General features: G+C 44.1%; 17 protein-coding genes and 1 pseudogene. 8 read left to right on the top strand and 10 right to left on the bottom strand.

The features are described from left to right. A partial coding sequence (locus tag F6K63_RS03615) for a beta strand repeat-containing protein (protein ID WP_287310827.1) occupies positions 1-2,286 on the top strand: 2,286 nt, incomplete at its 5' end. A gap of 313 nt (positions 2,287-2,599) precedes the next feature. After that, positions 2,600-5,437 carry a CHAT domain-containing protein gene (locus F6K63_RS03610; protein WP_287265194.1) on the top strand — a complete coding sequence of 946 codons (2,838 nt, stop codon included), beginning with the start codon at positions 2,600-2,602 and terminating at the stop codon, positions 5,435-5,437. A gap of 382 nt (positions 5,438-5,819) precedes the next feature. On the opposite strand, the pseudogene F6K63_RS37590 reads toward F6K63_RS03610, so the two are convergent. The 7 genes and pseudogenes from F6K63_RS37590 to F6K63_RS03580 form a co-directional block, all read right to left on the bottom strand. Beyond that, a pseudogene (locus tag F6K63_RS37590) lies at positions 5,820-5,894 on the bottom strand (hypothetical protein); the annotation flags it as partial. 143 nt (positions 5,895-6,037) lie between these two features. After that, entirely contained in the window at positions 6,038-6,892 is an 855-nt protein-coding gene (locus F6K63_RS03605; RefSeq protein WP_044492329.1) for a DUF928 domain-containing protein, read from the bottom strand. Between the two features lie 511 nt (positions 6,893-7,403). Next, positions 7,404-9,701, bottom strand: coding sequence for a CHASE2 domain-containing protein (locus F6K63_RS03600; protein WP_287310825.1), 2,298 nt, complete (start codon positions 9,699-9,701; stop codon positions 7,404-7,406). Between the two features lie 578 nt (positions 9,702-10,279). Next, a complete protein-coding gene (locus F6K63_RS03595; protein WP_008180144.1) occupies positions 10,280-11,197 on the bottom strand; it encodes a DUF1822 family protein in 918 nt (305 codons plus the stop codon). A gap of 497 nt (positions 11,198-11,694) precedes the next feature. Beyond that, the gene (locus F6K63_RS03590) at positions 11,695-11,955 is read right to left on the bottom strand and encodes a hypothetical protein (protein ID WP_008180145.1); all 261 of its coding nucleotides are present in this window, start codon (positions 11,953-11,955) and stop codon (positions 11,695-11,697) included. 426 nt (positions 11,956-12,381) lie between these two features. Further along, entirely contained in the window at positions 12,382-12,861 is a 480-nt protein-coding gene (locus F6K63_RS03585; protein ID WP_287298320.1) for a DUF1822 family protein, read from the bottom strand. Between the two features lie 186 nt (positions 12,862-13,047). Continuing rightward, positions 13,048-14,196, bottom strand: a complete 1,149-nt coding sequence (locus F6K63_RS03580; protein ID WP_287310823.1) for a hypothetical protein — start codon at positions 14,194-14,196, stop codon at positions 13,048-13,050. 264 nt (positions 14,197-14,460) lie between these two features. Here F6K63_RS03580 and F6K63_RS03575 point away from each other — a divergent pair, with 264 nt between their 5' ends. Both F6K63_RS03575 and F6K63_RS03570 read left to right on the top strand, forming a co-directional pair. After that, positions 14,461-15,957: a calcium-binding protein gene (locus tag F6K63_RS03575; protein ID WP_287265199.1), complete on the top strand. Its 1,497-nt coding sequence runs from the start codon at positions 14,461-14,463 to the stop codon at positions 15,955-15,957. Positions 15,958-16,844: 887 nt separating this feature from the next. Continuing rightward, positions 16,845-18,581 (top strand): calcium-binding protein, encoded by a 1,737-nt coding sequence (locus F6K63_RS03570; RefSeq protein ID WP_287310821.1) that lies wholly within the window; start codon positions 16,845-16,847, stop codon positions 18,579-18,581. A gap of 94 nt (positions 18,582-18,675) precedes the next feature. Here the strand turns inward: F6K63_RS03570 and F6K63_RS03565 are convergent, their stop codons facing one another. The 3 genes from F6K63_RS03565 to F6K63_RS03555 form a co-directional block, all read right to left on the bottom strand. Continuing rightward, positions 18,676-20,202 carry a DEAD/DEAH box helicase gene (locus F6K63_RS03565; protein ID WP_287310819.1) on the bottom strand — a complete coding sequence of 509 codons (1,527 nt, stop codon included), beginning with the start codon at positions 20,200-20,202 and terminating at the stop codon, positions 18,676-18,678. A 345-nt stretch (positions 20,203-20,547) separates the two neighbouring features. After that, complete coding sequence (gene pgeF, locus F6K63_RS03560) at positions 20,548-21,333, bottom strand: peptidoglycan editing factor PgeF (RefSeq protein ID WP_287265204.1); 786 nt, start codon at positions 21,331-21,333, stop codon at positions 20,548-20,550. A gap of 202 nt (positions 21,334-21,535) precedes the next feature. Further along, positions 21,536-23,548, bottom strand: a complete 2,013-nt coding sequence (locus tag F6K63_RS03555) for a protein kinase domain-containing protein (protein WP_287310817.1) — start codon at positions 23,546-23,548, stop codon at positions 21,536-21,538. A 329-nt stretch (positions 23,549-23,877) separates the two neighbouring features. Between F6K63_RS03555 and F6K63_RS03550 the strand changes: the two genes are divergently transcribed. The 4 genes from F6K63_RS03550 (at position 23,878) to F6K63_RS03535 (ending at position 25,956) form a co-directional block, all read left to right on the top strand. Next, positions 23,878-24,045 (top strand): hypothetical protein, encoded by a 168-nt coding sequence (locus F6K63_RS03550; RefSeq protein WP_008180164.1) that lies wholly within the window; start codon positions 23,878-23,880, stop codon positions 24,043-24,045. A gap of 505 nt (positions 24,046-24,550) precedes the next feature. Further along, complete coding sequence (locus tag F6K63_RS03545; protein ID WP_287265207.1) at positions 24,551-24,733, top strand: hypothetical protein; 183 nt, start codon at positions 24,551-24,553, stop codon at positions 24,731-24,733. Positions 24,734-24,744: 11 nt separating this feature from the next. Further along, positions 24,745-25,074: a hypothetical protein gene (locus F6K63_RS03540; RefSeq protein WP_287310815.1), complete on the top strand. Its 330-nt coding sequence runs from the start codon at positions 24,745-24,747 to the stop codon at positions 25,072-25,074. A 108-nt stretch (positions 25,075-25,182) separates the two neighbouring features. After that, entirely contained in the window at positions 25,183-25,956 is a 774-nt protein-coding gene (locus tag F6K63_RS03535; RefSeq protein ID WP_287250279.1) for an ABC transporter permease, read from the top strand. Positions 25,957-26,026: the final 70 nt, after the last annotated feature.

The raw sequence follows: 26,026 nt of genomic DNA, 5'->3' as shown, positions 1-26,026 counted from the left end.
ACTGCCAGCACCTCTGGGCTTGGGAATGCCGGTAGTATCACCATACAAGATGCTCAACAGGTTGACCTTGATCGCAATAGTTCGATATCGACAGCAGTAAACTTTGGTGCAGATGGCGATGGTGGGAATGTCGATATTGAAACCAAGTTTCTCTCCCTAGATCACACCTCGACAATTGAAGCGAGTACTGCCGGTACCGGAAATGCCGGTAGTATCAAAATCCCAGATACCGACTCGGTTTCCCTTAATCGGAATAGTTCCATATCCACAGCAGTAAACTCTGGAGCAGATGCTGAAAAAGCCGGTAATATTGATCTAAAAACGCGATCGCTTACTTTAACCAATGAATCTCAAATAACTGCCAGCACCTCTGGGCTTGGGAATGCCGGTAGTATCACCATACAAGATGCTCAACAGGTTGACCTTGATCGCAATAGTTCGATATCGACAGCAGTAAACTTTGGTGCAGATGGCGATGGTGGGAATGTCGATATTGAAACCAAGTTTCTCTCCCTAGATCACACCTCGACAATTGAAGCGAGTACTGCCGGTACCGGAAATGCCGGTAGTATCAAAATCCCAGATACCGACTCGGTTTCCCTTAATCGGAATAGTTCCATATCCACAGCAGTAAACTCTGGAGCAGATGCTGAAAAAGCCGGTAATATTGATCTAAAAACGCGATCGCTTACTTTAACCAATGAATCTCAAATAACTGCCAGCACCTCTGGGCTTGGGAATGCCGGTAGTATCACCATACAAGATGCTCAACAGGTTAACCTTGATCTCAACAGTTCCATATCCACCGCAGTAAATACTGGTGCAGTTGGGAATGGTGGCAATATTGATCTAAAAACCGAGTCTCTATCCCTAGATCACACCTCGAAAATTGAAGCAAGTACTGCCGGTACCGGAAATGCCGGTAGTATCACAATCCCAGACGCTGAGGAGGTTTCCCTTAATCGGAATAGTTCGATTTCGACAGCAGTAAACACTGGTGCAGTTGGCAATGGTGGGGATGTAGATATTAAAACGCGTACGCTAAAATTAACCAATGACTCTGAAATAACTGCCAGTACTGCTGGTGATGGAGATGCCGGTAACATCACCCTTCAGGCTGATCAAGTGACCATCCAGGGAGACTCACAGGTGTCAGCCACTACTTCCAGCGTTACCAATACTGACCGGGGTAAGGGTGGCAACATTAACATAATTGAGGCCAATCGGTTTGAGGCTACCGACGGTGGGAACGTCAGAACCACCACCGAAGGTAATAAGCAGGCTGGTAATATTACTCTGGAAGTACGTGATGATATAACTCTAGCTGGAGCTGGAAGTGGGTTGTTTGCCAACACTACTCGTGGTTCTAGCGGTGATGGTGGCAATATTTTCGTTGACCCCAGAACTTTGACCATTCGGGATAAAGCCAAGATAGCTGTAGATAGCCAAGGCCAGGGAAAAGGGGGCAGTATTACACTTGAGGCAGGCACACTCACCCTTAATAATAAAGCAGAGCTATCCGCAGAAACGGCTAGCACCCAAGGAGGTAATATTACCTTAACCATTGACGAGTTGTTGTTCTTGCGACGCAACAGTAAAATCTCTACTACCGCAGGCACTGCTCAAGCTGGTGGAAACGGCGGCAATATTGAGATTAATGCTCCCTTTATCCTAGGCATTCGTCAAGAAAATAGCGACATTACCGCTAATGCTTTTGAAGGCAATGGCGGCAATATCACAATCACCACCCAAGGTATCATTGGGCTAGAGTTCCGAGAAAAGCTCACCCCCCTCAGTGACATTACCGCTAGCTCTGAGTTTGGTCTAGATGGTACCGTCAACATCAATGCACCTGGAATTGACCCCAGCCGAGGGTTGTCGGAATTGCCAACCGATATAATTGATGCCTCTCAACTGATTGAAAAAAACCTCTGTGCTGCGGGTGAGGGGAGTGAATTTACTGCCACAGGTCGTGGTGGCTTACCGGTTTCTCCCAACGAAACCCTGAACCCCAATGCTACATGGGACGATTGGCGTATCACTGAGCAACCTCAAACTAGGATCAAAAGGCGTCGGTTAAGGTCAAGGCAGCATCAACTACAGATTAATCAACCACAGACCAGTAATCCTAAACCTAAACAAATTGTGGAAGCCCAAGGCTGGGTTATCGGTGCCAACGGGGAGGTAATTCTCACCGCTCATCCAGTCATAGTGACTCCGAAGGGTACCTGGTTACATAAAGTAGACTGTCCAATGCTTCACCAAACCTTTAAGCAGCTGCGGTGAGTTTTCCGGGGAAACCAGAGGATAGATCCCCCTCCCGTCCCCCTTAACAAGGGGGAAGCCAGAGGATAGATCCTCCTCCCGTCCCCCTTAACAAGATAGATCCTCCTCCCGTCCCCCTTAACAAGATAGATCCTCCTCCCGTCCCCCTTAACAAGGGGGAAGCCAGAGGATAGATCCTCCTCCCGTCCCCCTTAACAAGATAGATCCCCCTCCCGTCCCCCTTAACAAGGGGGAAGCTATGCGATCGCTTTTCCCTGTTCCCTGTTCCCTGTTCCCTGTTCGCTGTTCCCAACGCGAAAGATAACTCAGATAAATGAAGCGCCTGATTCAGTTTATTTTAATGACCTTGTTGGGGCTAATCTTAAGCCATGGTGTACACGCACTACCCTTCTCGGCTGGCCATCAGCCATCAGTCATTAGCACTCAGTCATTAGCAATCAGCCATCAGCACTCAGCCATCAGCAATCAGCCATCAGCACTCAGTAACAGTGAGCAGAACGCAACAGTAAGCAGGACGCAACAGGAAGCAGGAAGCACGAAGCACTACTTGCTGCTGGAAACAGGAAAACAATACTACGATGCTGGACAGTATGCTGATGCTGCACGAGTATTGCAGCAGGCGGCACAAGCTTATCAAGCCACAGGAGATATCCTCAACCAAGCCCAAGCCCTGCGTTTGCTGTCCTTAGTGACTCAGCAACTTGGGGAATGGGATCAAGCCCAAGCAGCCATTGACTCCAGTTTGTCGTTGCTAGAAACCGTATCCAGGGGAGGTGAGGGAGTATTGGCTAAAGTGTTGAACACTCAAGGGCGTTTGCAATTGGTACAGGGAAATGCTGAAGCTGCCCTGAACACCTGGCAAAATGCTGAAGCACTGTATGCTCAAGCCAATGATCGGGTTGGTGTGCTTGGTAGCCAGATTAATCAAGCCCAAGGGATGCAATCTTTGGGACTTTACCGTCGAGCCAAGAAGCTATTGACTCAGGTAAGACAAACCCTGCTGGCACAACCGGATTCTCCTCTAAAAGCTATTGGCTTACACAATCTTGGTAATGTGTTTCGCCAAGCAGGGGATTTAGAGCAATCTAAACAGACCTTAACCGAAAGTTGGAAAGTCGCACAACGAATACAATCTCCAGAATCCCAGAGTCAAGCGTTACTGAGTTTAGGTAATACTGAGCGAGCCTTAGCCACAAGAGCAAAAGACACGAATAACCACAAGGCATCCAAGCAGCATATCCAAGAGGCGATAACTCACTATCAACAAGCAGCAGCAACCACCACCTCACCCATTACCAAAATTCAAGCACAATTGAATCAGCTAAGTTTACTCATCGAGACAGACCAGGAGAAATCTGTTCAAGCGTTGTTGCCACAAATCCAGACATTGCTCACTAAATTACCATCCAGTAGAGCATCAGTTTACGCCCACGTAAATTTCGCTCAAAGTCTGATCTTGATCAGAAATCGAAAATTGCGTACGCAATTTACCAAACCAATTACCACGCAAATTCCCAATTTCCCAGACATTGCTCAACAACTCAACACTGCCATTGAGCAAGCTAAAACCCTAGAAGACAAACGAGCAGAATCCTATGCCCTGGGCACCCTTGGTAACTGGTTTGAACAAACCAAGGATTGGTCAAATGCCATAACCTTTACCAAGTCAGCGCTTCTGATTGCCCAAGGGATTAATGCACCGGATATTGCTTATCAGTGGCAGTGGCAAATGGGACGTCTACTTAAGGCTAAAGCAGAACAAGCCACTACCACCAGCAATGGTGATACCGAAGCAGTAACGAAACTGATCGATCATGCGATCGCTTATTATACCCAAGCCTCTAATACCTTAACGAATTTACGCAGTGATTTAGTTGCTCTCAATCCGGACATCCAGTTTTCCTTCCGAGAACAAGTAGAGCCTGTCTATCGAGAGTTAGTTGATTTACTCTTGCGTTCTCCTGAACCGAGTAACGATAATCTCAAAAAGGCCCGTAAGGTTATTGAAGCACTCCAGCTTGCTGAAATCGACAACTTTTTTCGAGACGCCTGCGCCAAGCCAGAAAAAGTCAACATTGATAATGTAGACCCTAGAGCAGCGGTGATTTACCCGATTATCTTAAAAGACGGCTTAGCGGTAATCCTCAAATTGCCTAAGCAAAATGACTTGGTGTACTCTTTCCATCAAAACATATCAGACGATCAAGTAGACGAAGCGGTCAAAAAGTTCCAAGAAATCATAACCAAACCTACCGGTGCTAATCACACTATCAAAAAAGAATTACCCCAAATTTATGACTTGCTAATCAGACCCTTTGAAGAAGAACTAGAGACTAACCGTGACAGAGACCAAAGCCCAATAAAAACCCTAGTATTTATCCTAGATGGGTCATTACGAAATATTCCTGTAGCAGCCCTTTATGATCGAGAAAAGGACAAGTATTTAATAGAACGGTATGCTGTAGCTGTGACCCCTGGCTTACAGCTAGTGGACCCCAAACCATTGCCAAGGCAACAGCTCACAGCCCTAATTGCTGGAGCTACTAACGCTCCCAGCTTTAAAAAAGAAGGTTTAGGACCAATCGATAACGTCGCATTCGAGTTAACAAAAATTGGGGAACAGGTCAACCGTAGTCAGAAACTGCAAAATCAGGAATTTATCAAAGAAAACCTGCAAAATCAACTAACCGCAGCGTCTTTCAATGTTGTTCATATTGCCACTCACGGCCAGTTCAGTTCCAACCCAGAGCAAACATTTATTTTAGACTGGGATGAACGCATCAAAGTCAAGGATTTAGATAACTTACTACGGATGAGTGACCCCAGTGGCACCACCCCCATTGAACTATTGTTACTGAGTGCTTGTCAGACTGCTACTGGGGACAAACGAGCGGCTTTAGGACTAGCTGGGATAGCGATTAGAGCAGGAGCACGCAGTACCCTAGCCACCTTGTGGCAAGTTAATGATGCCTCTACAGCGGAATTTATGAATCAGTTCTACCAACAGTTAAATAATCCACAGTTGACTAAAGCGGAAGCCCTGCGAAATGCTCAAATAGAGTTTCTAAAGATGGAAGAAGAAGATCCTAACAAAGACTACACTCTTCCTTATCATTGGGCACCATTTATTTTAGTTGGGAATTGGCTGTAGAATGTAGAATGTAGAATGTAGAATGTAGAATGTAGAATGTAGAAGGCAGAAGGGAGAATGTAGAAGGGAGAAGGGAGAATGTAGAAGGGAGAAGGGAGAAGGGAGAATGTAGAATGTAGAATGTAGAATGTAGAAGGGAGAATGTAGAATGTAGAATGTAGAATGGAGAAGGGAGAATGTAGAATGTAGAATGTAGAATGTAGAATGTAGAATGTAGAATGTAGAAGGGAGAATGTAGAATGTAGAATGTAGAATGTAGAATGTAGAATGTAGAATGTAGAATGTAGAAGGCAGAAGGGAGAATGTAGAAGGCAGAAGGGAGAATGTAGAAGGCAGAAGGGAGAAGGGAGAAGGGAGAAGACAGAAGGGAGAAGGGAGAATGTAGAAGACAGAAGACAGAAGGGAGAAGGCAGAAGACAGAAGACAGAAGACAGAAGACAGAAGACAGAAGACAGAATTCTCAATTCTCAATTCTCAATTCTCAATTCTCAATTCTCAATTCTCAATTCTCAATTCTCAATTCTCAATTCTCAATTCTCAATTCTTAATTCTCAATTCTTAATTCTTAATTATAAAATTCCGACACTCTCCTCTTTTTCCCTATTTTTTAACCAGCACCGGTGTAATTTCCTCAAGGTTACCCAAAAGGGGTTGTTCAGATATGGTTTTCCCCAAACGAGGGGTCAATACCTCAGTCCAAGCTTCTTTAAGAGTCCTATCGTGGGGCTGTTGCCGCCTTAATTCAGCTAACTCAGTTAACTGATCAAACCATATGTCATGCTTATCATAAGCTGCGATTCTCTCTTGAAGAGTTTTCGCTTCATTTAAATCCTGTTCTAGGTCTGGAGAGTGGGCAACTCGTTTAACTCGTCCTTTGAAATAGACGGTTGTTGGTTTATTGGATAATTCCCAAGCAGGGCAATTGATCTCTATATTCCAACGATAGGTTTGACCAACTTCCAAGGAATTTACTTTCTCAGGAAGCCGAATACCCACAATGCCAGGCTTATCTAGTAGCTTGAAAGATGTTCGGTAAATATCTTTTTTACCATATTTATCCTGCAAGGAAAATTCTAAGGACGCTTCATCCTCTGAGTTATAATCTCCATCTTCTGAGGTATAAGGTAGATATATCCAAAAGGTTGGATAATCATGAGTAACCTTTAAATATGAATAATCTAAATTTGGCTGATAAAAACCTACTAAAGAAGTCAGTGTTGGAAGCTCTGCCTTGTATAGGCAAGGACCACGGGTTCCTGTACCCTGGGCAGCATCAGGAGTACCCTTGTCTGGGGGTTTGGGCTTGGTATACTCAATTGGTCCTTGTTGTGCTTGGCCAACATTGATGGATTGATCAGCTTCTACTCGGGAGACCAAGAAACAACTAATCCAGCCAACAACCATTAAATTAAAGGGAAATAGGTATTGAAGCCGAAATAATTTAGTTAACATCATCACTCAACCTTCAGATCAACATCGACAGATGTTTACCTGATATATCCAATTTTTGGATTCAGATTAACACCCCTGTATATCACCACTATTTCCAGATCAAAATCCGGTCAAGTGTTGTGATTAGTTATTAGTAATTAGTCATACCAAATCCGGGTTAAAAATCCCATTTATTCAGTATGCCTAGGGCGTGTTTTCAAAGTTTTCCGCAAGATTTAGATCCCCCCCAGCCCCCCGCGCGGAAGGGGGGAGCCATACTCAAAGTCCCCCTTTTTTAAGGGGGATAATGGGGGATCTCCGAGGCAAGAAGACACGCCCTAGGCGCAACTTGTTAGTATCGCCCCAAGTTAGTATCGCCCCAAGCACTATAAGTCGCGGCTAAAGGGGGGTTATCAAAGGGGATTTTGGCTCATTGGTCATTGGTCATTTGTAACTATCAAGAGATTTAATGTAGCTCACCAAAGACTAATCACTAATGACGTAAGCATATGCTTACCTAATGACTAATGACGAGTCAATTACTTTGGTCACTTTGTAAACCAAAGTAAAGAACCACACTAGTAGCCACCAATGCTATAGTAGCGGGAATTAATGGCACCCAACCACCGGTTACTATCAGTAAAACCCAGCAACTTCCATATAAAACAACCAAAGCAGTTCCAGTACCCAATAGGACGGGACGCAGCACGTTAAAGTTTCCAGCAACCATACCCCCCACCACAGCCCAGCACCAAATCCACAGGGCTTCACCAGGCTCAGACCACCACCAAATTAATGGTCGATTATCCAGCACTGCACTGAGGATGTGACTGATCATCTGCGCCTGAATTTCTATCCCACTCATGCTCTCAACAGACCACTGACCACCACTGTAGGGTGTGCGCCAAAAATTATCATTAAAACTGGGCGCAATGGTACCGATCACGACAATGCGATTCCTGACTAAGTCGGCATTGAAGTCATCCCTGAGAACCTCTCCAAGGGAAACGGTCTCAGCAATTTGATCGGAAGCTCGATAATTCAGTAATATTTGGTGACCACCGGACTTTAGATTGTGATATCCACCAGAATCCTTTTCTAGGGTCTTAAAAACTGTAGTGCCAAGCTTTAAGTAATTTTCTGTCACCTCCAACTGGATTGCTTGATCGGCCAGATAACCTGTTGCCAATTGGAAATTAAATGAGTAGTAGCTCTGACAAGGAGATGGTGACCCTACAGCCAACAGATGGCGACGGATAATGTCATCGGGGTCGAGTAAAACATTATTAAAGCCTTGGCGAACCTCTGGTACTTCTGGAGGTGGGGGAACTCCGGGGTCACCATAATGGCAGATGGCAAACAAGTGATCACTAGTTTGCATCCGAGTCGCTAAATCCTGGTATTCCCTTGCCACAGGATTCTCCCGATAAATATCCAAACCAATGGCACTCGGTTGATACTGTTCCAGCTTTGCCAGCAGTTTGGCCAAGGAACGATCGGATAAGGAGGCGGCTCTTCTTTCTTCCTTAGGTTGGGACTGCACATCCTTTTCAGTGATTGTGACTAATAACAGTCGTGGATCTGGTCCTTCATTGGGTCGCAGCCGCATCAACTGGTCAAACCCTTGCAGTTCCCAGGGCTGGAATAGGCCAAGCGATCGCACTACCATTACCAAGCTAGTGACCACTATGCTAGATAGCAGCACTCTCTGGAAACTAGGCCACTTGGGTTTCCGTTTTTCTTGCTCTTGGCACAAATCTGCCCAAGCTGGTGGTTCTTGTGCTAGATTCTGGTAAATTACTGGTAACCAACTGGCGCAGGGAAACTGACGCTCCAACCCCTGCAATCGCTCCCGTGCTTCCCGCGCTGCCAGATATAAAGACTTACCATTAGCAAATCCCTTCAAAAAATACTTCAAAAAGTTTTGAGCGACCTGATCTGGCACCAACTCCCGCATTATAATCATTTGGGGAATTTGTAAATCATGGAGTTTCCGTGCCAATCCCAACCCATCACAAGAATTAAAAATTGCCAGTTTTAAGCCCTGGGCCACGGCTTTTTTGAGGGCATACCACAGTTCATCAATGGTTAAGCTATCGGTGGGATTAATATAAATTCGACCTGTTTCCCCCTCTGTCTCACTATGTCCTGCGAAAAAGATAATATCCCAAGCTTGCTCCCATAACTGGTCATTGATTTCGTGATGTTTGGGCTCTACTAAAAAGACGGTTTCTGCATTAGGTAAATTCTCCAGCAGTTGTCGATCTGCCTTAATATCAATACCAGCACTATGACCTAAAATTGCTAAAATTCTCACTTTAGATTTCGAGGTAGGTGTAGGGAGTTGATGGGGTCGCTTAAACTGTGTTCCACTCAGAGCAACTTCAGCCTTGGGGTAACGGTCAAAAAAATCCCACAGATGCCAAGGCAGCTTTTGTAACTGGGTATTTTCCGTGCGAATCAGCACCCGAATGGTTTCCTCTGGGTTTAACTCTTCCCGTAATCGCTTATCAATGGGACGAAACTGTTCAGAATCCAGCCATCGTTTCAGTATATTACCTAACTCATGGGCTGAATCCCGACATTCCTTGAGCTGTTGGTTAATGGAACCACCATAGATAATTTTTCCGGGCTGGATTCTCGCGGGTGAACCTAGGCTCCGATATTTTTCGCGCCAATGGTATTGTAAGTAAGTAGTGAGTTGTGAAGCTGCAGGCAAGTAACCGGTCATTTCCAGTGTTGCGCGTGACCCTTCTTCAGCAATTTCTAAGCGTACCTGAAACCCCTGCTGCTGGGAATCACCATCTAGACTCAGGACAACTAACTTTCCCATTTTTGGTAATTAGTTATTAGGTATTAAGTATTAGGTATTAAGTATTAGGTATTAAGTATTAAGTATTAGCTATTAGCTATTAGCTATTAGCTATTAAGTATTAGGTATTAGGAATGGATAACAATCGTAATAATTCAGCTAATGCGCTACGCGCACGCTGCGCGAACAGCTTATGCGCTACGCGCACGCTGCGCGAACAGCTATCAGCTGATGCGCTACAGATGGTGCTACTTGAGGTGCTATCAGCTATCAGCTAAAGGCCAACGGCTGACCGCTGACCGCTGAATACTTACTAACAATCTTACCCATTCCCCCTTACTTGAGAATAAATTTTATGCAATAGGGATGGATTTATAGACGATGCTTTCCCTGAGTCAGTTTCTCACTAAAAAACCAGCCCTACTTACTCGGGCTTTCCTATAATCATACCAAATCCCCTTTATTACCCCTACTTCCTATAAGCCAAAATCTACCTCACCGAATTGACAACTGCTATAGTAATATTATATCTAATTAATAATCGGATTAATACAAGGCTGGGTTTACGAAGCATACCGGTAGCGCAATCGCCGCTAACTTTAGATTAAAAAATTTTCCGTAATACTGACATCATTCAAAACTAACTTAATGCTAAAACGTTCTCCCGGTTCGCCACTGACTTGCAACTTAATATTTTCCGTCTCTCTGGCTTGGGTTTGAATCACCGCAATGCCCTCGTGATCCAGCACCATAATCTGTAGATTCTTGGGAAGACGGTCTCCACCACCACCAGGATACAGTTCAATGAATATATTCATTTTGGGTGAATCCGTTGGATGTAGCTCCACAAATAAAGCTACCTTCTCGGCACCCCAGGCGATTTCCGAACCGAGTAGCTTACCTCGTTTTACTCCCACGGTAGTATGCAATCCTTTACTAGGTTGGTCAAAGGGGAAACTTCTGAAATCCAGCATTGGCTCCGGTGCTGGCTGTAATATAGTTTCCACAGTCTTCCAATCTGCCTCAAAACTATTGTCTAACCACTGCCTTAATCGCACTACTGCTGTCTGGCTTTGTGGTTGCTGTTGTTGGCTAGAGTCTGTTTCCATAGTGTTGGACGGTGAAGCATCGGGACAGAAGACCTTGGGTTTGAGAGCATGACTATGGCTCCACTGCTTTGCCCCTGCCTGGGATTGGCCACATTGCCGATACTCTTTAATGTGTCGCGGTAACTCTTTCAGGGTTCGCAATTGGTTCACGGGGAATTGTTCTGTTACCACTTTATCAGCAAATCCTACCAGAGTTGCCTCCTCCAATGCTTGATCAAGCTCCACCGCCACATAACCAATTCGTTCCTGCCAGACTGCTGCTGGAACTTTGACACACTTAGCCTCAGGTAAAATAAGTCTACACTCCAACTTACCATGATTTTTCACAGTCAGATCCGCAACATCCATCAAGGTTTGCATCACTGGGTTCCAACTGTCGCTTTCCTCTAAGTTTGTCTCAAATCCCATCTTTCAACTCCAATTCCCCTCCCGTTATAGTCGTTCGCGCAGCGTCTGACACTGCCAGTAAGACAAGCGCGGGAACGAAATTACCGCCAGAACAGGGTCGCCAAAATGGGTTACTGGCTATAGGTAAAAGGGTTAAAACTTTTGGCATAAGGCGACCCTGTTCAAGGTTTTGTCTCCGGGAGACGGGGCGTATAAAGTGCTCCCGCAGCTGACCCACACAGCCCCTTGGGAATTGGAGACTAGAATTGTTGCGAGTCGTTGATAGTTTCTGTTATCATAGATATATTATTACGCTCCTTTGAGTGTCGATTTAGGTGCAAGCTGAAAAGCCTCTGCTAGAAACTTAAATCATCAAAAATCTTGAAAAAGTAAGCCCGATGATTTGATGCTCCTAGGTCGCCGCTACGCGAACGGAGGGTGTAGAGGCTGTTTGGTTCAGCCTTTAAGGGTTTTATACTCTTAATAATCCCAGCGACCTAGGAGCCGCTACGGGAACGCTATAATCTTCGGGCTTTGCCCGACGCGGGGCGCGTTCGATTTAGCGATGGGAGTATCAAACACCGCAAGTAAAAGTTAACTGCATACACTGCCAGAGTATTTAAATAAATACCAGATAGGGGTTGACCTTTGGATGGGCGGCAAATTTTACGCGATCGCAAAATTTGCTTAACCAGTTTTCCTAAAGCTTGCTGCCGCTCTTGAGTATCTCGTGGGTACCTTTGCACTTGGCATACCAGCTGCCTAATTTGCTCTTTCATGGCTATCAATTAGAAAGACTGACCTGCTTACTTATCTGGCTGAGCTGAAATTTTTATGGGTTAATTTACAAAACTTTATTTTTTTCTAGAATCGTAGGGTGGGTAGTGCCCACCAGACATCAATCGTTTGAGTTAATTATTATCCCCAGATCCCAAGTGATTCATTGTAGGGTGAGCAGTGCCGAATTAAGAATTTAGAATTTAGAATTTAGAATTTAGAATTTAGAATTTAGAATTTAGAATTTAGAATTTAGAATTTAGAATTTAGAATTTAGAATTTGTAATTCTGCATTCTCCATTCTGCATTCTCCATTCTGCATTCTCCATTCTGCATTCTCCATGCTCCATGCTCCATGCTCCATGCTCCATGCTCCATGCTCCATTCTGCATTCTCCATTCTGCATTCTCCATTCTGACAGACAACCTTCAACAGACAACCTCTCGACTATCAGTTGATTTTCTCGGTAAATCCTGAAGGTATCCTGGAAAATATGCCATCGGCTGCAACTTCCTTAACGGTAACTCATTAGTTGCGACATTTTCCACAAATCCCAGCAGTTTCGCTTCTGTCAAGGAGTCATTCAGTTGCACTGCTATATAAGCAATTCTATCTTGCCAAACCTCTTCTGGGACGTAAACAAACTCGGCATCTGGTGAGACTGGTTTACATTCGAGCTTGCCGTAATTTTTAACCACTAAATCAGCCACATCTAGGAATGTCTGCATGATCTCTTTCTGGCTATCACTAGACTCTAAGTCAGTTTCAAATCCTAGACCCTGTAAGTACTCATTGACTGCATACACCGCCAAGGTATTGAGATAAACCTGTTCGGCTTTTTCCAGATTAGATTGCTGTTGGCAACGCTTTTCTGCTAGCTGATGGGCTGCTTCTGGTAGTGTGACCATAATTTGACAGACTAGTGTGACTGAGCAATCCCTCTAGTTTAGCTTTACCAATAAATTATCAACTATAATAGGTATCATCCTATAGGTAGAGGAATAATTCCCTTTAACCCCTACAGGTGATCTAAGTTTATGTATTGAGCAGATTAAGCACCGATTTGGACAAGCCTGTATTTGTTTATACAATTTTCAGCCCAGCTCTTCCTCTATATATCTCTTGATTTCAGGGGATAATTTCCTAATATTACGTTGAAAGAAGTTATTCAGGGATGAAATTTTAATTCCTAAAGAATCCGATATCTCTTGCCATTTTTTTCCGTCGAGGTAGGCTAACCCTATCACTTGCAATGTGGCGGAAGGATGGTTTTTGATATGTTTCTGTAAGAGCTTTTCCGGGTCTGCTTTAAAATAGTATCTGAGCTGGTCATACAACGTCAGTTCTGTTTCCGGTTGTGCCACAGTCTCTATGGTCATCGATTCCCCAGTCAGCTCAGAAAAGTTTGAGGAGAAAGGCAGAGAGGCTTTAGCCATCTCAAACACTAATGAATCTCCCTTTGTCCGGTCTTTTGCGATTAACTGGGACAACAACAATAAGACCATCATAATTTTAGTAACGTTACTGATCTGGGTCTTGTCTATAATTAAGCCTTTAATGCTTAGTGTGATCCAAAAAATCACAGAATCTAGTTTGGTGCTTTTAATCAGAGCGTTCAACTGATATTTGATTCTGACAATTTTGCCAGATTGAGCTTGGATAAATGGGTCATTGAGGTCTTGTTGAGCCTTTTGTAACATCTTATCAAGGCGATAATTGACCCAGGCTATAAATTTCCCTTTTGCTTGATTGTAGTGATTGAGGTTTTGATAGACATAATACAATGTCCGATTCACAGCATCATCATAGACCTCAGGGGAAAATTTGCCTCGATAGCAAAGCTTACCGGAAAGCTTAATGGCATTGAGCAATTCCGTTAAGGCATAAAATCGCTCTGGGCTATGGGGTTGATGCCGTTGTGCTTCTAGGGCTAGCTGCTGAAGACGACTCTCGTCGAGTACCTTCTTAAAAAGACTATCCCGCCAAGAGGCCCACTCCTTTTCAGAAGTCATTTGTAGATATGGGCTATCAATATCCTCCTCAAGTTGATGGTTGAGCTGCTCCTGTACGGTCTGATATATCTCTAGATAGATGCCAGATAGAGGGTGACCTGGCCGTGGGCGACACACTTTACGGGTACGCAAAATATGCTCAACTAGTTCTGCCAAAACCTGATACCGCTGTTGATTTTCAATCGTATCTTGTTTTGATTTAATCACCAGATGTTGAATTTGCTTGCTCATGACCATTCAGGAATGCTTGTGTAATTAGTTATCAGGGTAGTTTCCAAGTTTTATGAAATTCGTTACAAAACTTTATATTTTGGAATAGTTACAAAACTTTATATAAAATTGTAGAAAAATTGGATTTTCGGAGTGATTAACATAGTGAGGGCAATCAAAAAGCCTTGATGCTCTTGATAGCAAAACTGATTATAGGTTCTGTAAGTCATAAAGCAGAATTACTTACTCTAACTAAATTAAAAATTTTACTCTAAGGAGAAAACAATGGCATTCATATTTGGCGGTCCTGGCAACGACACACTTAATGGTGGAGCTGGGAATGATACTCTGAATGGATTTGGCGGCAATGACACCATCAATGGTAAAGCTGGAGCCGACAGAACCAATGGTGGTTCTGGTAATGATCGGATAATCGACGACGATTTTGTGAATTTCGACATCCACAATGGGGGTACAGGAATCGACACTATCGATTATTCCAATGTCACATTTAGTTCCGGTCGGGTCACCATCAACCTAGGGACTGAGACCACCTCGGTTTCTGGAGGTAATACCGAGACAATTCGCAATTTTGAGAACGTTGAAGGCTCTCAGGGGGGTGAGACAATCATCGGTACCAGCGGCGCAAACCGCCTCGATGGTAATGGTGGTAATGACACACTCAATGGTGGTTTTGGGAACGATACTCTGAATGGAGATGCCGGAAATGATAACCTCAACGGTGGTTTTGGGAATGACATTCTGAATGGTGGAGCTGGAACCGACATTCTGAATGGTAGTTTTGGTAACGACATACTCAATGGTGGAGCTGGAGCCGACACCACCAATGGTGGTAGTGGTAATGATCGGATAATCGACGCCGATTTGGTGAATTTCGACATCCACAATGGCGGTTCAGGAATCGACACTATCGATTATTCCAATGTCACATTTACTTCCGGTAGGGTCACCATCAACCTGGCAACTGAGACCACCTCAGTTTCTGGAGGTAATACCGAAACAATTCGCAGTTTTGAGAACGTCGAGGGCTCTCAGGGGGGTGAGACAATTATCGGTACCAGCGGCGCAAACCGCCTCGATGGTAATGGTGGTAATGACACTCTTCAAGGTCAAGGGGGAGCGGATACCTTGATTGGCGGTAGTGGCAATGATTCCCTGGACTCAGATACTCTCGGAAGTGTTGATACAATTGGTGATCGTCTAGATGGCGGTGCGGGTAACGATACACTTCAGGGAGAAGCCGGAAACGACACTCTACTTGGTGGCAGTGGGAATGATCGGCTCACGGGTGATGATTCGACTGTAAATTTTGGCAATGATAGCCTCAACGGTGGTTCTGGCAATGACACCCTCACTGGCGCAGGTGGTAACGATACCCTAGTTGGAGGTTTGGGCTCAGATACCCTGAACGGTACTAACAGTATTCTGGACGGTGTTGGTGAAATTGATATCCTTGATCCTGGTGATTTTGGTGCCAGGGATCTGATTATCCTAGGCACCAGTGGCTCGATCTATTACAACGGTGCTGGTCTAGATTACGCTGTGATTGACAATTTCGACAGATTTAGCTTCGCTGGGGAAACTGACTCTGACAAGATCCAGATTTCCGGGTCATTGTCCAATTACAGCTTAAGCTCATTCACAGGTACAAGATCTGGTGTTTCTATTACCAATGGCACTCGAATCAACTTAGGTGCAGAGATCATTGCTTATGTCGATTCTAGTGGTTTACTGACGGCTACTGACTTTATCTCAGTCTAGTCGCCAAAGGACTTGATCTGACGGGGTGACAAGTAGGATTGTTTGCTTTACTGGCTCTCTGAGTTTAGGGGAAAGCTGCTGATGGGATACCTAGTCAGAGGGGTGTTGATACCAATTTTCATTCATAGCTAGCACCCCATCACCAGATCACCCTATCACCTTTTGAGAAATACTAAAACTCATCATCCTCATCTCCCCACTGCCCCTTGGACTCAGCCGTCCTGGGGGTACTTTTATGCTTAACCTGATCACCTCTGGAACTCCAACTGCTTAACTGTCTGGGCACCTTTGGACCGAATTGATAACTGTTATGCATAATTTTATCTCATCTTTCTCAAAGCTTTATGTAGTTTAAAAAAATAGTGAACTTTTTGTAAACGTTATAATTTTTATCTTAGTAAGATCTATAATCAGATTGGAGCTAATTAAGCCATCAATAGTAAGAGTTGATTTAACTCCTAATTACTTAGATCCAGATTCAAACTATCTGTCTCGGATATATCAGTTCATGGTGCTCCATTAATCAAGGGGTCTATAGGTTCTAACCAATTGACTTGATCGACTTGATTGTTAAATGAACTGACCTGTTAATTCATCAAGGGATTATCAATAAAATCACGATGTAGTAGCGTTTAATAATCAAGTTATTTACGCTATTAATAGATTATTTTTGTGATTTTTTGGAAATATGTAATGGTCAACATCAGGATTGTTGATCAAAATTACCCTTGATTTACCCATAAACTGGGTGTCTTAGGTTCCACTATTGATAATGAGTATTTCTTGAATAACTTTTCTAGATACAACTCAGACAAATAGAGTGAATCTTTCCGAATAGAACAATCCACAAATTTTCAAACAATTGCAATCGGTAAGGAGCAAATGATATGGGAACTTACACCGGTAACGACTTAAACAACTACAAACAAGCACACAAAGAACGTCGGTTTATATTCCAGAGATGGAAGTCTTGGACAATGTCCGGCAATGGTGGCAACGATACCCTGATTGGTGGCCCGAAAAACGACACCATTTATGGTGATGATGGTAACGACAATCTTTCTGGTCAAGGCGGTAATGATTACCTCAGTGGTGGCTCTGGCAACGATTCTCTTTATGGTGGTTCTGGTAACGATACTCTTTATGGTTACTTTGGCAACGACTACCTGGATGGTGGTACAGGCAGTGACCGAATGTATGGTGGCACGGGCAATGACCGCTATGTAGTTGACAGCACGGGGGATGTGGTCACCGAATACTTCAATCAGGGTATTGATAGAGTCTACTCCTCCATCAACTACACCTTAGGAGCCAACCTGGAAAACTTGACTCTGACTGGTAGTGCTTACTCCGGCTACGGTAACAGCCTCAACAACAGCATCAGTGGTAACAGTTCCAACAACTTCCTCTGGGGTAAATCTGGCAATGACTACTTATATGGAAATGATGGTAATGACACTCTTAGCGGTGATGTAGGCAACGACTACCTCTATGGTGGCTCTGGCAACGACTACCTTTATGGTGGCTCTGGCAACGACTATCTGGATGGTGGTACAGGCAGTGACTGGATGTATGGTGGGACGGGTAATGACCGCTATGTAGTTAACAGCACCGGGGATGTGGTCACCGAATACTTTAATCAGGGTATTGATACAGTATACTCCTCCATCAGCTACACCCTAGGAGCTAACCTGGAAAACTTGACTCTGACTGGTAGTGCTTACTACGGCTACGGTAACAGCCTCAACAACAGCATCAGTGGTAACAGTTACAACAACTACCTCTGGGGGAATTCTGGCAGTGACTACTTGTATGGGAATGCTGGTAATGACACCCTTAGCGGTGATCTAGGTAATGACTACCTCCGTGGTGGCTCTGGCAACGACTCCCTTTATGGTGGCTCTGGCAACGACACCCTTTATGGTAACTCTGGCAACGACTACCTGGATGGTGGTACAGGCAGTGACTGGATGTATGGTGGGACGGGTAATGACCGCTATGTAGTTGACAGCACCGGGGATGTGGTGACTGAATATATCAATCAGGGTATTGATAATGTAAACTCCTCCATCAGCTACACCCTAGGAGATAACCTGGAACACTTGACCCTGACTGGTAGTGCTGACTACGGCTACGGTAACAGCCTCAACAACAGCATCAGTGGTAACAATTCCAACAACGTCCTCTGGGGTAAATCTGGGAATGACTACTTATATGGGAATGGTGGTAATGACACCCTTGATGGTGGCTCTGGCAACGATACCCTGACCGGTGGATCTGGTAATGACTTTATCCAAGGTTATGAAGGTAGTAGTCAAGGTGAACTGGACACCCTAACTGGTGGTACGGGTGCGGATACTTTCGTCTTAGGTAAAAATGGTGTTGGCACCGAGATTGGTTACTTTGGTGATACTAGCTCAGGATTTGCGACAATCACTGACTTTAATCAGACAGAAGGTGATAAAGTTCAGCTCGGCGGTGTGATCAGTGATTACATTGTGTTTAAGCTTATTGATGTTAGTGGTACCTCAGCACTGGATACAACGCTATATTACAAGGGGGACTTAATTGCCGTCTTACAAGATGACACCAGTTTTAATATTAGCTCTGATGCAATATTTTAGATTGAATAAGACTTAGTAAATTGAGTTAGTATTGCCCCCTAATCCCTAGATTTGGGAATGGGGGCAATACTCAGTGATCACCTAATCATCCTACTCAAAAATCATCTTCTTCTTCTGACCACTTCCCCTTGGACTCAGCCGCCCTGGGGCTACTCCTAGGCTTGACCTGATAACCCTGCTCTGGCAATAACTCTAACTGCTTACCGGTCTTGGCACCTTCCGGCTGTTTGCGCCTTCGCGGTTCATTCTTGCTACCACCACCATGGCGACGCCAAGAGGTTCGTTCTTCAGAGGTATCCTCAGCTACCACTTCATACAATAACGCTACCTTCTCCCCATCTTTACCTTTACGCAATACCCGACCCAAGCGCTGGATATACTCCCGAGATGAACCAGTTCCTGACAAGATAATCGCCACTCGCGCATCGGGTACATCGACTCCCTCATTCAACACATGGGATGCCGCTAAACAGCGATACTCTCCTTCCCGAAATCGCTTCAAAATATCATGACGCTCTTTGACTGGGGTTTGATGAGTAATCGCGGGAATCAATAACTCTTGAGAAATGCGATAAAGTGTAGCATTACCATTGGTAAAAATTAACATCTTCTCTGGGTAATGCTGAGCCAGTAAATCTAGCAAAATCCTTAATTTTCCATCGGTACCTAAGGCAATTTCCTTGGCCTCCCGGTGAGCTAACATGGCACGGCGTCCGCTTTGCGATCGCGCACTTGCCATCACAAAGTGCTGCCAACCTTTAATACTGCCGAGATGAATGTTAGAGGCTCGCAAAAAATCATTGCGCAACGTCATGCAATAATTATAGCGATCGCGTTCTTTTTGGGACAGCTTGACCTTAATCTGAATTACCTTATGGTCAGCTAGGGCCAAACCCGCCAATTGATCAGGGCTTTTCCGATAAACCTCCGGTCCAATCAAACCATTAAGATCCCAATGACGGCCATCGGAGCGGTCTGGGGTTGCTGTCAGTCCTAACCGATAGGGTGCGATCGCATATTCCGCAATCACCTTATAAAAATCCGTAGGTAAGTGATGACACTCATCAAAAATCACCAAAGCGTACCGATTCCCTAAGGTTTCCGCATGAATAGTGGCACTATCATAGGTGGCGATCAGGATAGGCGTGCGATCGCGAGAACCACCCCCCAACACTCCCACCTCCACATCTGGAAAGGCTGCCTCCAGTTGAGCATACCACTGGTGCATTAAATCTAGGGTTGGTACCACAACTATGGTACTACGAGGAGTGTCTTGCATTGCCAACTGTGCCAGATAAGTCTTACCTGCTCCGGTTGGTAGCACCACTACCCCTTTACGACCGGCTTGCTTCCATGCCAATAGAGCTTCCAGTTGATGGGGATAAGGTTCCATCTCAAAACTAGATACTAGTGGCAGAGGCACAAATTCCCTAGCATCATCAATAAAATCAACCTTGTCTCTGAGTAAGCTTTCTACCAGAGGACGATAGTGAATTCCTCTAATCCGAAACTTTTCTACCCGATCATCCCAAGTCGCATACTCCACCCAAGCTTTACCCCTCGGTGGTGGATGCAAAATCAGAGTTCCCCGGTCAAACGTTAATCTAGGGGTGCGTGGCATGGATTCAAGGACGTTTCTTTGCTATTGTCGTACCGGTTCCGTTGCATTCAGCCGTCAGCCGTCAGCAGTCAGCCTTTGGATCACGCTGCTTGAGGTGCTTTCCATAACTCAGCATTATTCGAATGCTTACTTGTTTTCTTGATGCAAAGCGCGAGTGGGGGAAACCCCCGCAGGTCGGTAATGGTGCGCTTGACCCGTAATTAAATTCGCCACGGGTCGCACCTCTGCATGGCTTATTAAAAAGCTGTTCGGTGTAGCTTCCTAATAGCCCATAAGCACATCAAGTAGCACAACCTGTAGTGCATTAGCTGATAGCTGATACGCGACACGCTGATAGCTTACGCTTCAATAGCTAATAATACCAGACCACTGAACTTTCTTAAGTTGATTACGGCGATAGGAAAAAAAACGCTCCGGTTCAGAGTAAGTGCAGTGGGGTGCGATCGCAATTTGTTCTGAATCAATGCCCAATTGTTCCAACTGTAAGACATTCACTCGCCGCACATCCAAGCGTACTCGTCCGGGTTTCGGGTCCTCTAATATTGGGGAGTCGTCTAGCTGCTGCAAAACCCCCATAATTGATTCAGTGGTATTCCCTTGATCAGTAGATACAATACTAGCTCCCACTTCAGCCGCCACCGTTTCTGATACCTGATAGCATTCCCCTGTAATTGCTGGACCGAGAGCAATGCGTAAATTTTCTTTACGGCTACCATTGTTTAGCAATCGTGCGATCGCATTAGGAACAATCTTTTGAGCAGTACCCCGCCAGCCCGCATGAATTGCTGCTACCTGTCCCGTTTCGATATCCCCAATCAGTAAGGGCGTACAATCTGCCGTACAAACCCAAACACCTTGGTTAGCTTCCTCACTTATAATACCATCAGCCGGTGGTTTATCGGAGTCTGGCTCACCGTTTTGGGTACTTTCAATTTCCCCAGGAGTCAGTACTGTATTGCCGTGGACCTGTTTAACTCGATACACCTGGGCATCAGGCTGGAGTACATCGACCATTTCTTCAGGAGAACGGGGAGAAAATGCTGAGGAAAAGAAGCCGTGATTCCATTGCTTCAATAGGCTACTCGTTAAATAGGGCAAATTGTTCCAAGTGTGCCAGTGCCAGGTATGCATTTAAATTTTATTAACGGTTTACACTTTACAGTTTACAGCTTAGACTTTACACTTTATCCTTTAAGCTGTTGTGCATTTCAATTAGATATTATTTAGTTATCAAAAAAATAAAACTCTTTACCCCTGCTCCCTGCTCCCTGCTCCCTGTTCCCTTGCTCTCATAACCTAAAATTTTAAATTAACACCAGCTTACTCTCATAAATTAAGGCAACTTCCAAAGTTTAATACTATCATCTCTACTCCCACTGACTAAGGTTTTTCCATCGGGACTAATCGCCAGAGAACTCACCCAGTTTGTATGACCAGTGAGGGTATTTTTCAACTCACCCGTTTCTAAATTCCAAACCTTAATGGTATTATTAGCACTACCACTAACCAAGGTTTTACCATCTGGGCTAATCGCCAGAGAATGAACATAGTATATATGTCCAGTCAAGGTATTTTTGAATTCACCAATTGTTAAATCCCAAATCTTAATATTACGGTCTAGACTACTACTAAATAATGTTTTACCATCAGGACTAATGATTATAGAAACAACGGAATCTCTATGACCGGTGAGGGTCTTTTTTAGATTACCTGTATCCAAATCCCAAATTCTGATCGTATTGCCCCCATTACCACTAACTAACGTTTTGCCATCAGGGCTAATCACCACCGAACTAACCCAATTCGTTTCCCCCGTTAAGGTTTGTTTAAGCTTACCCGTCGGTAAATTCCAAACTTTGATAGTTTGGTCATAACTTCCACTTACTAACGTTTGTCCATCAGAACTAATCGCAACAGAACTAATAAAACCCTGATGACCAGTGAGATTCTTTTTTAGCTGACCCGTTTTCAAATTCCAAATCTTTACAGTGTTGTCATCTCCACCACTAACAATAGTTTCTCCATCAGGAGTAATAGCGACGGAATAAACATTACCATCATGGCCATTAAGGGTTCTGACTAACTCACCTTTCGGCAAATCCCAAATTTTTATAGTATGATCATTACTACCACTGACCAAATATTGACTATCAGGACTAACTGCAATAGAACGCACTGAGTTAGAGTGTCCACTCAGAGTAGTTTTGAGGTAGGTACTGCTGGGTAATCCAGCAATCAAAAAACTTAGATTAGAGGGAAAGGTTTGATACCGAAAATATCCATATCCTTGAGTAATTAATCCTAGAGATAATAAATAAAATCCTCCCATCATCACTTGTTTTTTTAACTGGTCATTTTGTCTGAATGACGTTAAAAAATTCCGAAAAGACTCGTGATAATTAGACGTTGATTGAGAGGGATTAGCAGAGGGCGCAGACTGAAGCTCCAACACCTCCAAAACTTGGTCTACAGACTGATAACGGTGCTGATAGCTTTCTGGGAGCAGCCGATCCATTATCCACCACAATTTTTCACTCACCGGTTGCTTTAAATGCTTTCGCCAACTATTTACCCAGCGATAGCCTTGTTTCTTCCACAAATCCCAAGGATGAACATTGGTCAGCAAATGAAAGCACGTCGTGCCCAAACTGTATAAATCACTAGCAGCATAGGCTTTACCTCCCTCCATTTGTTCCATAGGCACATAGCCAAAGGAACCGATAGTGGTGCCAGTGATATTAGCCATTACCGTAGCCCTCAATTGCTTGGCTATCCCAAAATCGATTAGTACTAGCTGACTCTTTTTTTCAGATCCTTGAGCCGCAGCAGGACGGCGAATGATATTACCTGGTTTAATATCTCGGTGAATCACCTTCTGTTGATGGACAAACTTGAGAATAGTTAGCAGTTCAAATAAAACATCCTTAATCTTGTCTTCATTGAACGGTCCTGCTTCTGCCAACTCTTGCTCTAAGGTTTTCCCCTCGATATACTCTTGGAGCAAATATAAGCGCTGATCTTCTTCAAAGTAAGCTAGCAAAGTAGGGATTTGGGGATGTTGTCCCAGCCTTTGCAATTGTTTTGCCTCTTGGTCAAATAATGCTCGTGCCTTCTTGAGTGCCTTTGTTCCCTCAATTTGGGGGGCTAGCTGCTTAATCACACACTGTTCATCCAATTTGTCCCTATCTTCTGCCAAATAAGTTTTGGCAAATCCCCCATCTCCGATGGGTCGAATCGGACGATAGCGGTTTTTCAGGAGTACTAGTTTGTTACCACAGCTTTGGCAAAACTGGTTATCATCCGGATTAATGGGATTCTGGCAATCAGGATTAAGACAGCAGATCATACTGGCAGGTCATTAGGGAATTTGGGTATGACTAGGCCATTAAGAGGGTAGTTTTTTCCTGTTGATTTTCCTCTTAAGAGGGAGCATGTCACAGTTAAATGACATACGGTAGTACTTACGGTAGAAATTCCCTGGTATCAGGATGGTTTTAGTAGATGCTAGCGGTAGCTGTTAGCTAATCGGATCAAGTAGCAGGGATGGCCAAAAGGCCAGGCTACTTTAGGTGCTTTGCGGTTTCCGAGAGATTTGAATCGGTAATGGTGATACGATCAAGGATTTGAGCTGTTGACCAATCCTTATGATTAAGGGTGCTGGTTAATTTACCTTCAATGAATGATATTAGCAGAATTTTAGGAAATGCGATCGCAATCTGGTTATATTTTACCGGTTATCGGTTACAGGTTATCGGTTATCGGTTACAGGTTATCGGTTATCGGTTACAGGTTATCGGTTATCGGTTACAGGTTATCGGTTATCGGTTACAGGTTATCGGTTAGGTGGTTATTAAACCTTGGCCTTTCGGCCACGCGATCGCGTTCAACCTGTTTAACCTTCAACCTTCAACCTGTTTAACCTTCAACCTGTTTAACCTTCAACCTGTTTAACCTTCAACCTGTTTAACCTTCAACCTGTTTAACCTTCAACCTGTTTAACCTTCAACCTGTTTAACCTTGGCTTTTGGCCACGCGATCGCGTTCAACCTGTTTAACCTTCAACCTGTTTAACCTTGGCTTTTGGCCACGCGATCGCGTTCAACCTGTTTAACCTTCAACCTGTTTAACCTTCAACCTGTTTAACCTTCAACCTTCAACCTCTTTTAGGAACTATACTCTGTCACGGAAGTCATGGATTCATAGTAGGGACGACTGACGGCTGATAACTGAATGCTTACCATAGCTATTGTCAAGCCTAGGTATAACATAACAACGCTACCAGATATAATCTGATCTATCATTCTTTTATGGAATCTATTACCTCCGATCTATTACTTCTGAAACTACCATGAGAGCATCTAATCGAATTCCCCTAGTTTTGTTTCTACTGCGCCTCAGTGTTTTTATAGTAATGCTGATGTGGACAATCGATAAATTCGTGCGTCCTGAACATGCAGCTGCGGTGGGAGCATCTCATTTTGGAAACAATATTACCCAAAGCAACTATATTTCAAGGGTTTCAGCCCCCTAACAAGAGCTAACGTGCCAAATTGGGATGCTCCCGCTGCGGTCTATGAAAACTTTTACTTTATTAGTGGACTCGGTAACAGCATTTTTATTATTATTGGCGCTATCCAGCTAGTCATCATCATCAGTTTTTTAATAGGGTGGAAAAAACGATTTACTTATGGTAGCGTATTAGTATTTCATGGGGGATCAACTCTCTCATCCTATAAGCAATATATAAGCCCCTTTAATGATCCGAACTTGCTATTTTTTGCAGCCTGGCCAATGTTAGCAGCTTGCTTTGCCCTTTATTATCTCAGAGACCTTGATACGCTGTTTGTAATCGATAGGCGATCGGTAATTTAAAGATAAAATCTAGGGTTCAAGTTGAAAGTTGAAAGTTGAAAGTTTAAAGTTTAAAGTTTAAAGTTTAAAGTAACAATTACCACATGAAAAATGATACACAGGATAATTATAAAATATTGGCGGGAAACCTGGGCTGTAGCACAGCGAATCTTGATTGAACTATGGCGAAGGCAGCGTAGCCTATTATTTTGGAGTATTTTTCCAATTACTGTGCTATTTCTCAACGGTTTAATTATGGCAGAACAGGCTCAGCTATCAACCGCTGAAGCATTTGAACGTGCTGCCCCAACTACTATTGTCGGTGCTGCTTTGTTTTTTAGCTGCTTAGGGGGTAGCGTCGCAACGGTAGTCTCAGAACGAGAACAGCAAATGCTCAAGCGTTTATTTCTCTCTCCATTAGGCGGCATATCCTATTTCTTAGGAATTTTTTTGGCTCACAGCTGCATTGGTACAGGTCAAGCCTTAGTGGTTTATACCATAGCAGCATTTTTGGGGGCAAGGTTTCAAGGTTCGGTGTTGTTAGGGGTATTGATTATTGTCCTGAGTATTATTGCTTATGTGGGAGTGGGATTTTTTCTGGGAACTCAATTAGCGCGGCGGACTGAGGACGTTAATGCCTTAGTGGGAACCTTCGGTGTACCTCTATTAATTTTGGGGGGTGCGTTTTTACCAACTGCTTTGTTTCCGGAACAGTTACTGGAAATCGCTAAGTTTAACCCAATTTATCATATGAACGAAGCCTTGCTGGGAGTATGGGCTGATGGCAAGGGTTTGGTGGAAATCGAGTCCCATTTCTGGTTTTTGTTTGGCTTTGCCTCAGTGATGGTGATAGTCGGATGGTTGTCATACCAGGGGATGGTTCAGGTAGAGAGGAGATTGTGATTACCCACGGGAGTTTGGTGCAGGGTAACTTAGTTTAAACTATTGAAAAATGAGGAGGTTTGCACAAACA

This window comes from Moorena sp. SIO1G6 (assembly GCF_010672795.1).
Lineage (GTDB): Bacteria > Cyanobacteriota > Cyanobacteriia > Cyanobacteriales > Coleofasciculaceae > Moorena > Moorena producens.
The sequence above is the reverse complement of the archived record's forward strand: the minus strand, read 5'-3'. Positions and strand labels throughout refer to the sequence as shown.

Excerpts from the sequence above, each read along its gene's own strand:
- F6K63_RS03545 (WP_287265207.1), top strand. The coding sequence starts at position 24,551 with ATGAGAGCATCTAATCGAATTCCCCTAGTTTTGTTTCTACTGCGCCTC.
- pgeF (WP_287265204.1), bottom strand. The coding sequence starts at position 21,333 with ATGCATACCTGGCACTGGCACACTTGGAACAATTTGCCCTATTTAACG.
- F6K63_RS03575 (WP_287265199.1), top strand. The coding sequence starts at position 14,461 with ATGGCATTCATATTTGGCGGTCCTGGCAACGACACACTTAATGGTGGA.
- F6K63_RS03590 (WP_008180145.1), bottom strand. The coding sequence starts at position 11,955 with ATGAAAGAGCAAATTAGGCAGCTGGTATGCCAAGTGCAAAGGTACCCA.
- F6K63_RS03610 (WP_287265194.1), top strand. The coding sequence starts at position 2,600 with ATGAAGCGCCTGATTCAGTTTATTTTAATGACCTTGTTGGGGCTAATC.
- F6K63_RS03580 (WP_287310823.1), bottom strand. The coding sequence starts at position 14,196 with ATGAGCAAGCAAATTCAACATCTGGTGATTAAATCAAAACAAGATACG.
- F6K63_RS03585 (WP_287298320.1), bottom strand. The coding sequence starts at position 12,861 with ATGGTCACACTACCAGAAGCAGCCCATCAGCTAGCAGAAAAGCGTTGC.
- F6K63_RS03595 (WP_008180144.1), bottom strand. The coding sequence starts at position 11,197 with ATGGGATTTGAGACAAACTTAGAGGAAAGCGACAGTTGGAACCCAGTG.
- F6K63_RS03600 (WP_287310825.1), bottom strand. The coding sequence starts at position 9,701 with ATGGGAAAGTTAGTTGTCCTGAGTCTAGATGGTGATTCCCAGCAGCAG.
- F6K63_RS03570 (WP_287310821.1), top strand. The coding sequence starts at position 16,845 with ATGGGAACTTACACCGGTAACGACTTAAACAACTACAAACAAGCACAC.
- F6K63_RS03555 (WP_287310817.1), bottom strand. The coding sequence starts at position 23,548 with ATGATCTGCTGTCTTAATCCTGATTGCCAGAATCCCATTAATCCGGAT.
- F6K63_RS03550 (WP_008180164.1), top strand. The coding sequence starts at position 23,878 with ATGAATGATATTAGCAGAATTTTAGGAAATGCGATCGCAATCTGGTTA.
- F6K63_RS03605 (WP_044492329.1), bottom strand. The coding sequence starts at position 6,892 with ATGATGTTAACTAAATTATTTCGGCTTCAATACCTATTTCCCTTTAAT.
- F6K63_RS03565 (WP_287310819.1), bottom strand. The coding sequence starts at position 20,202 with ATGCCACGCACCCCTAGATTAACGTTTGACCGGGGAACTCTGATTTTG.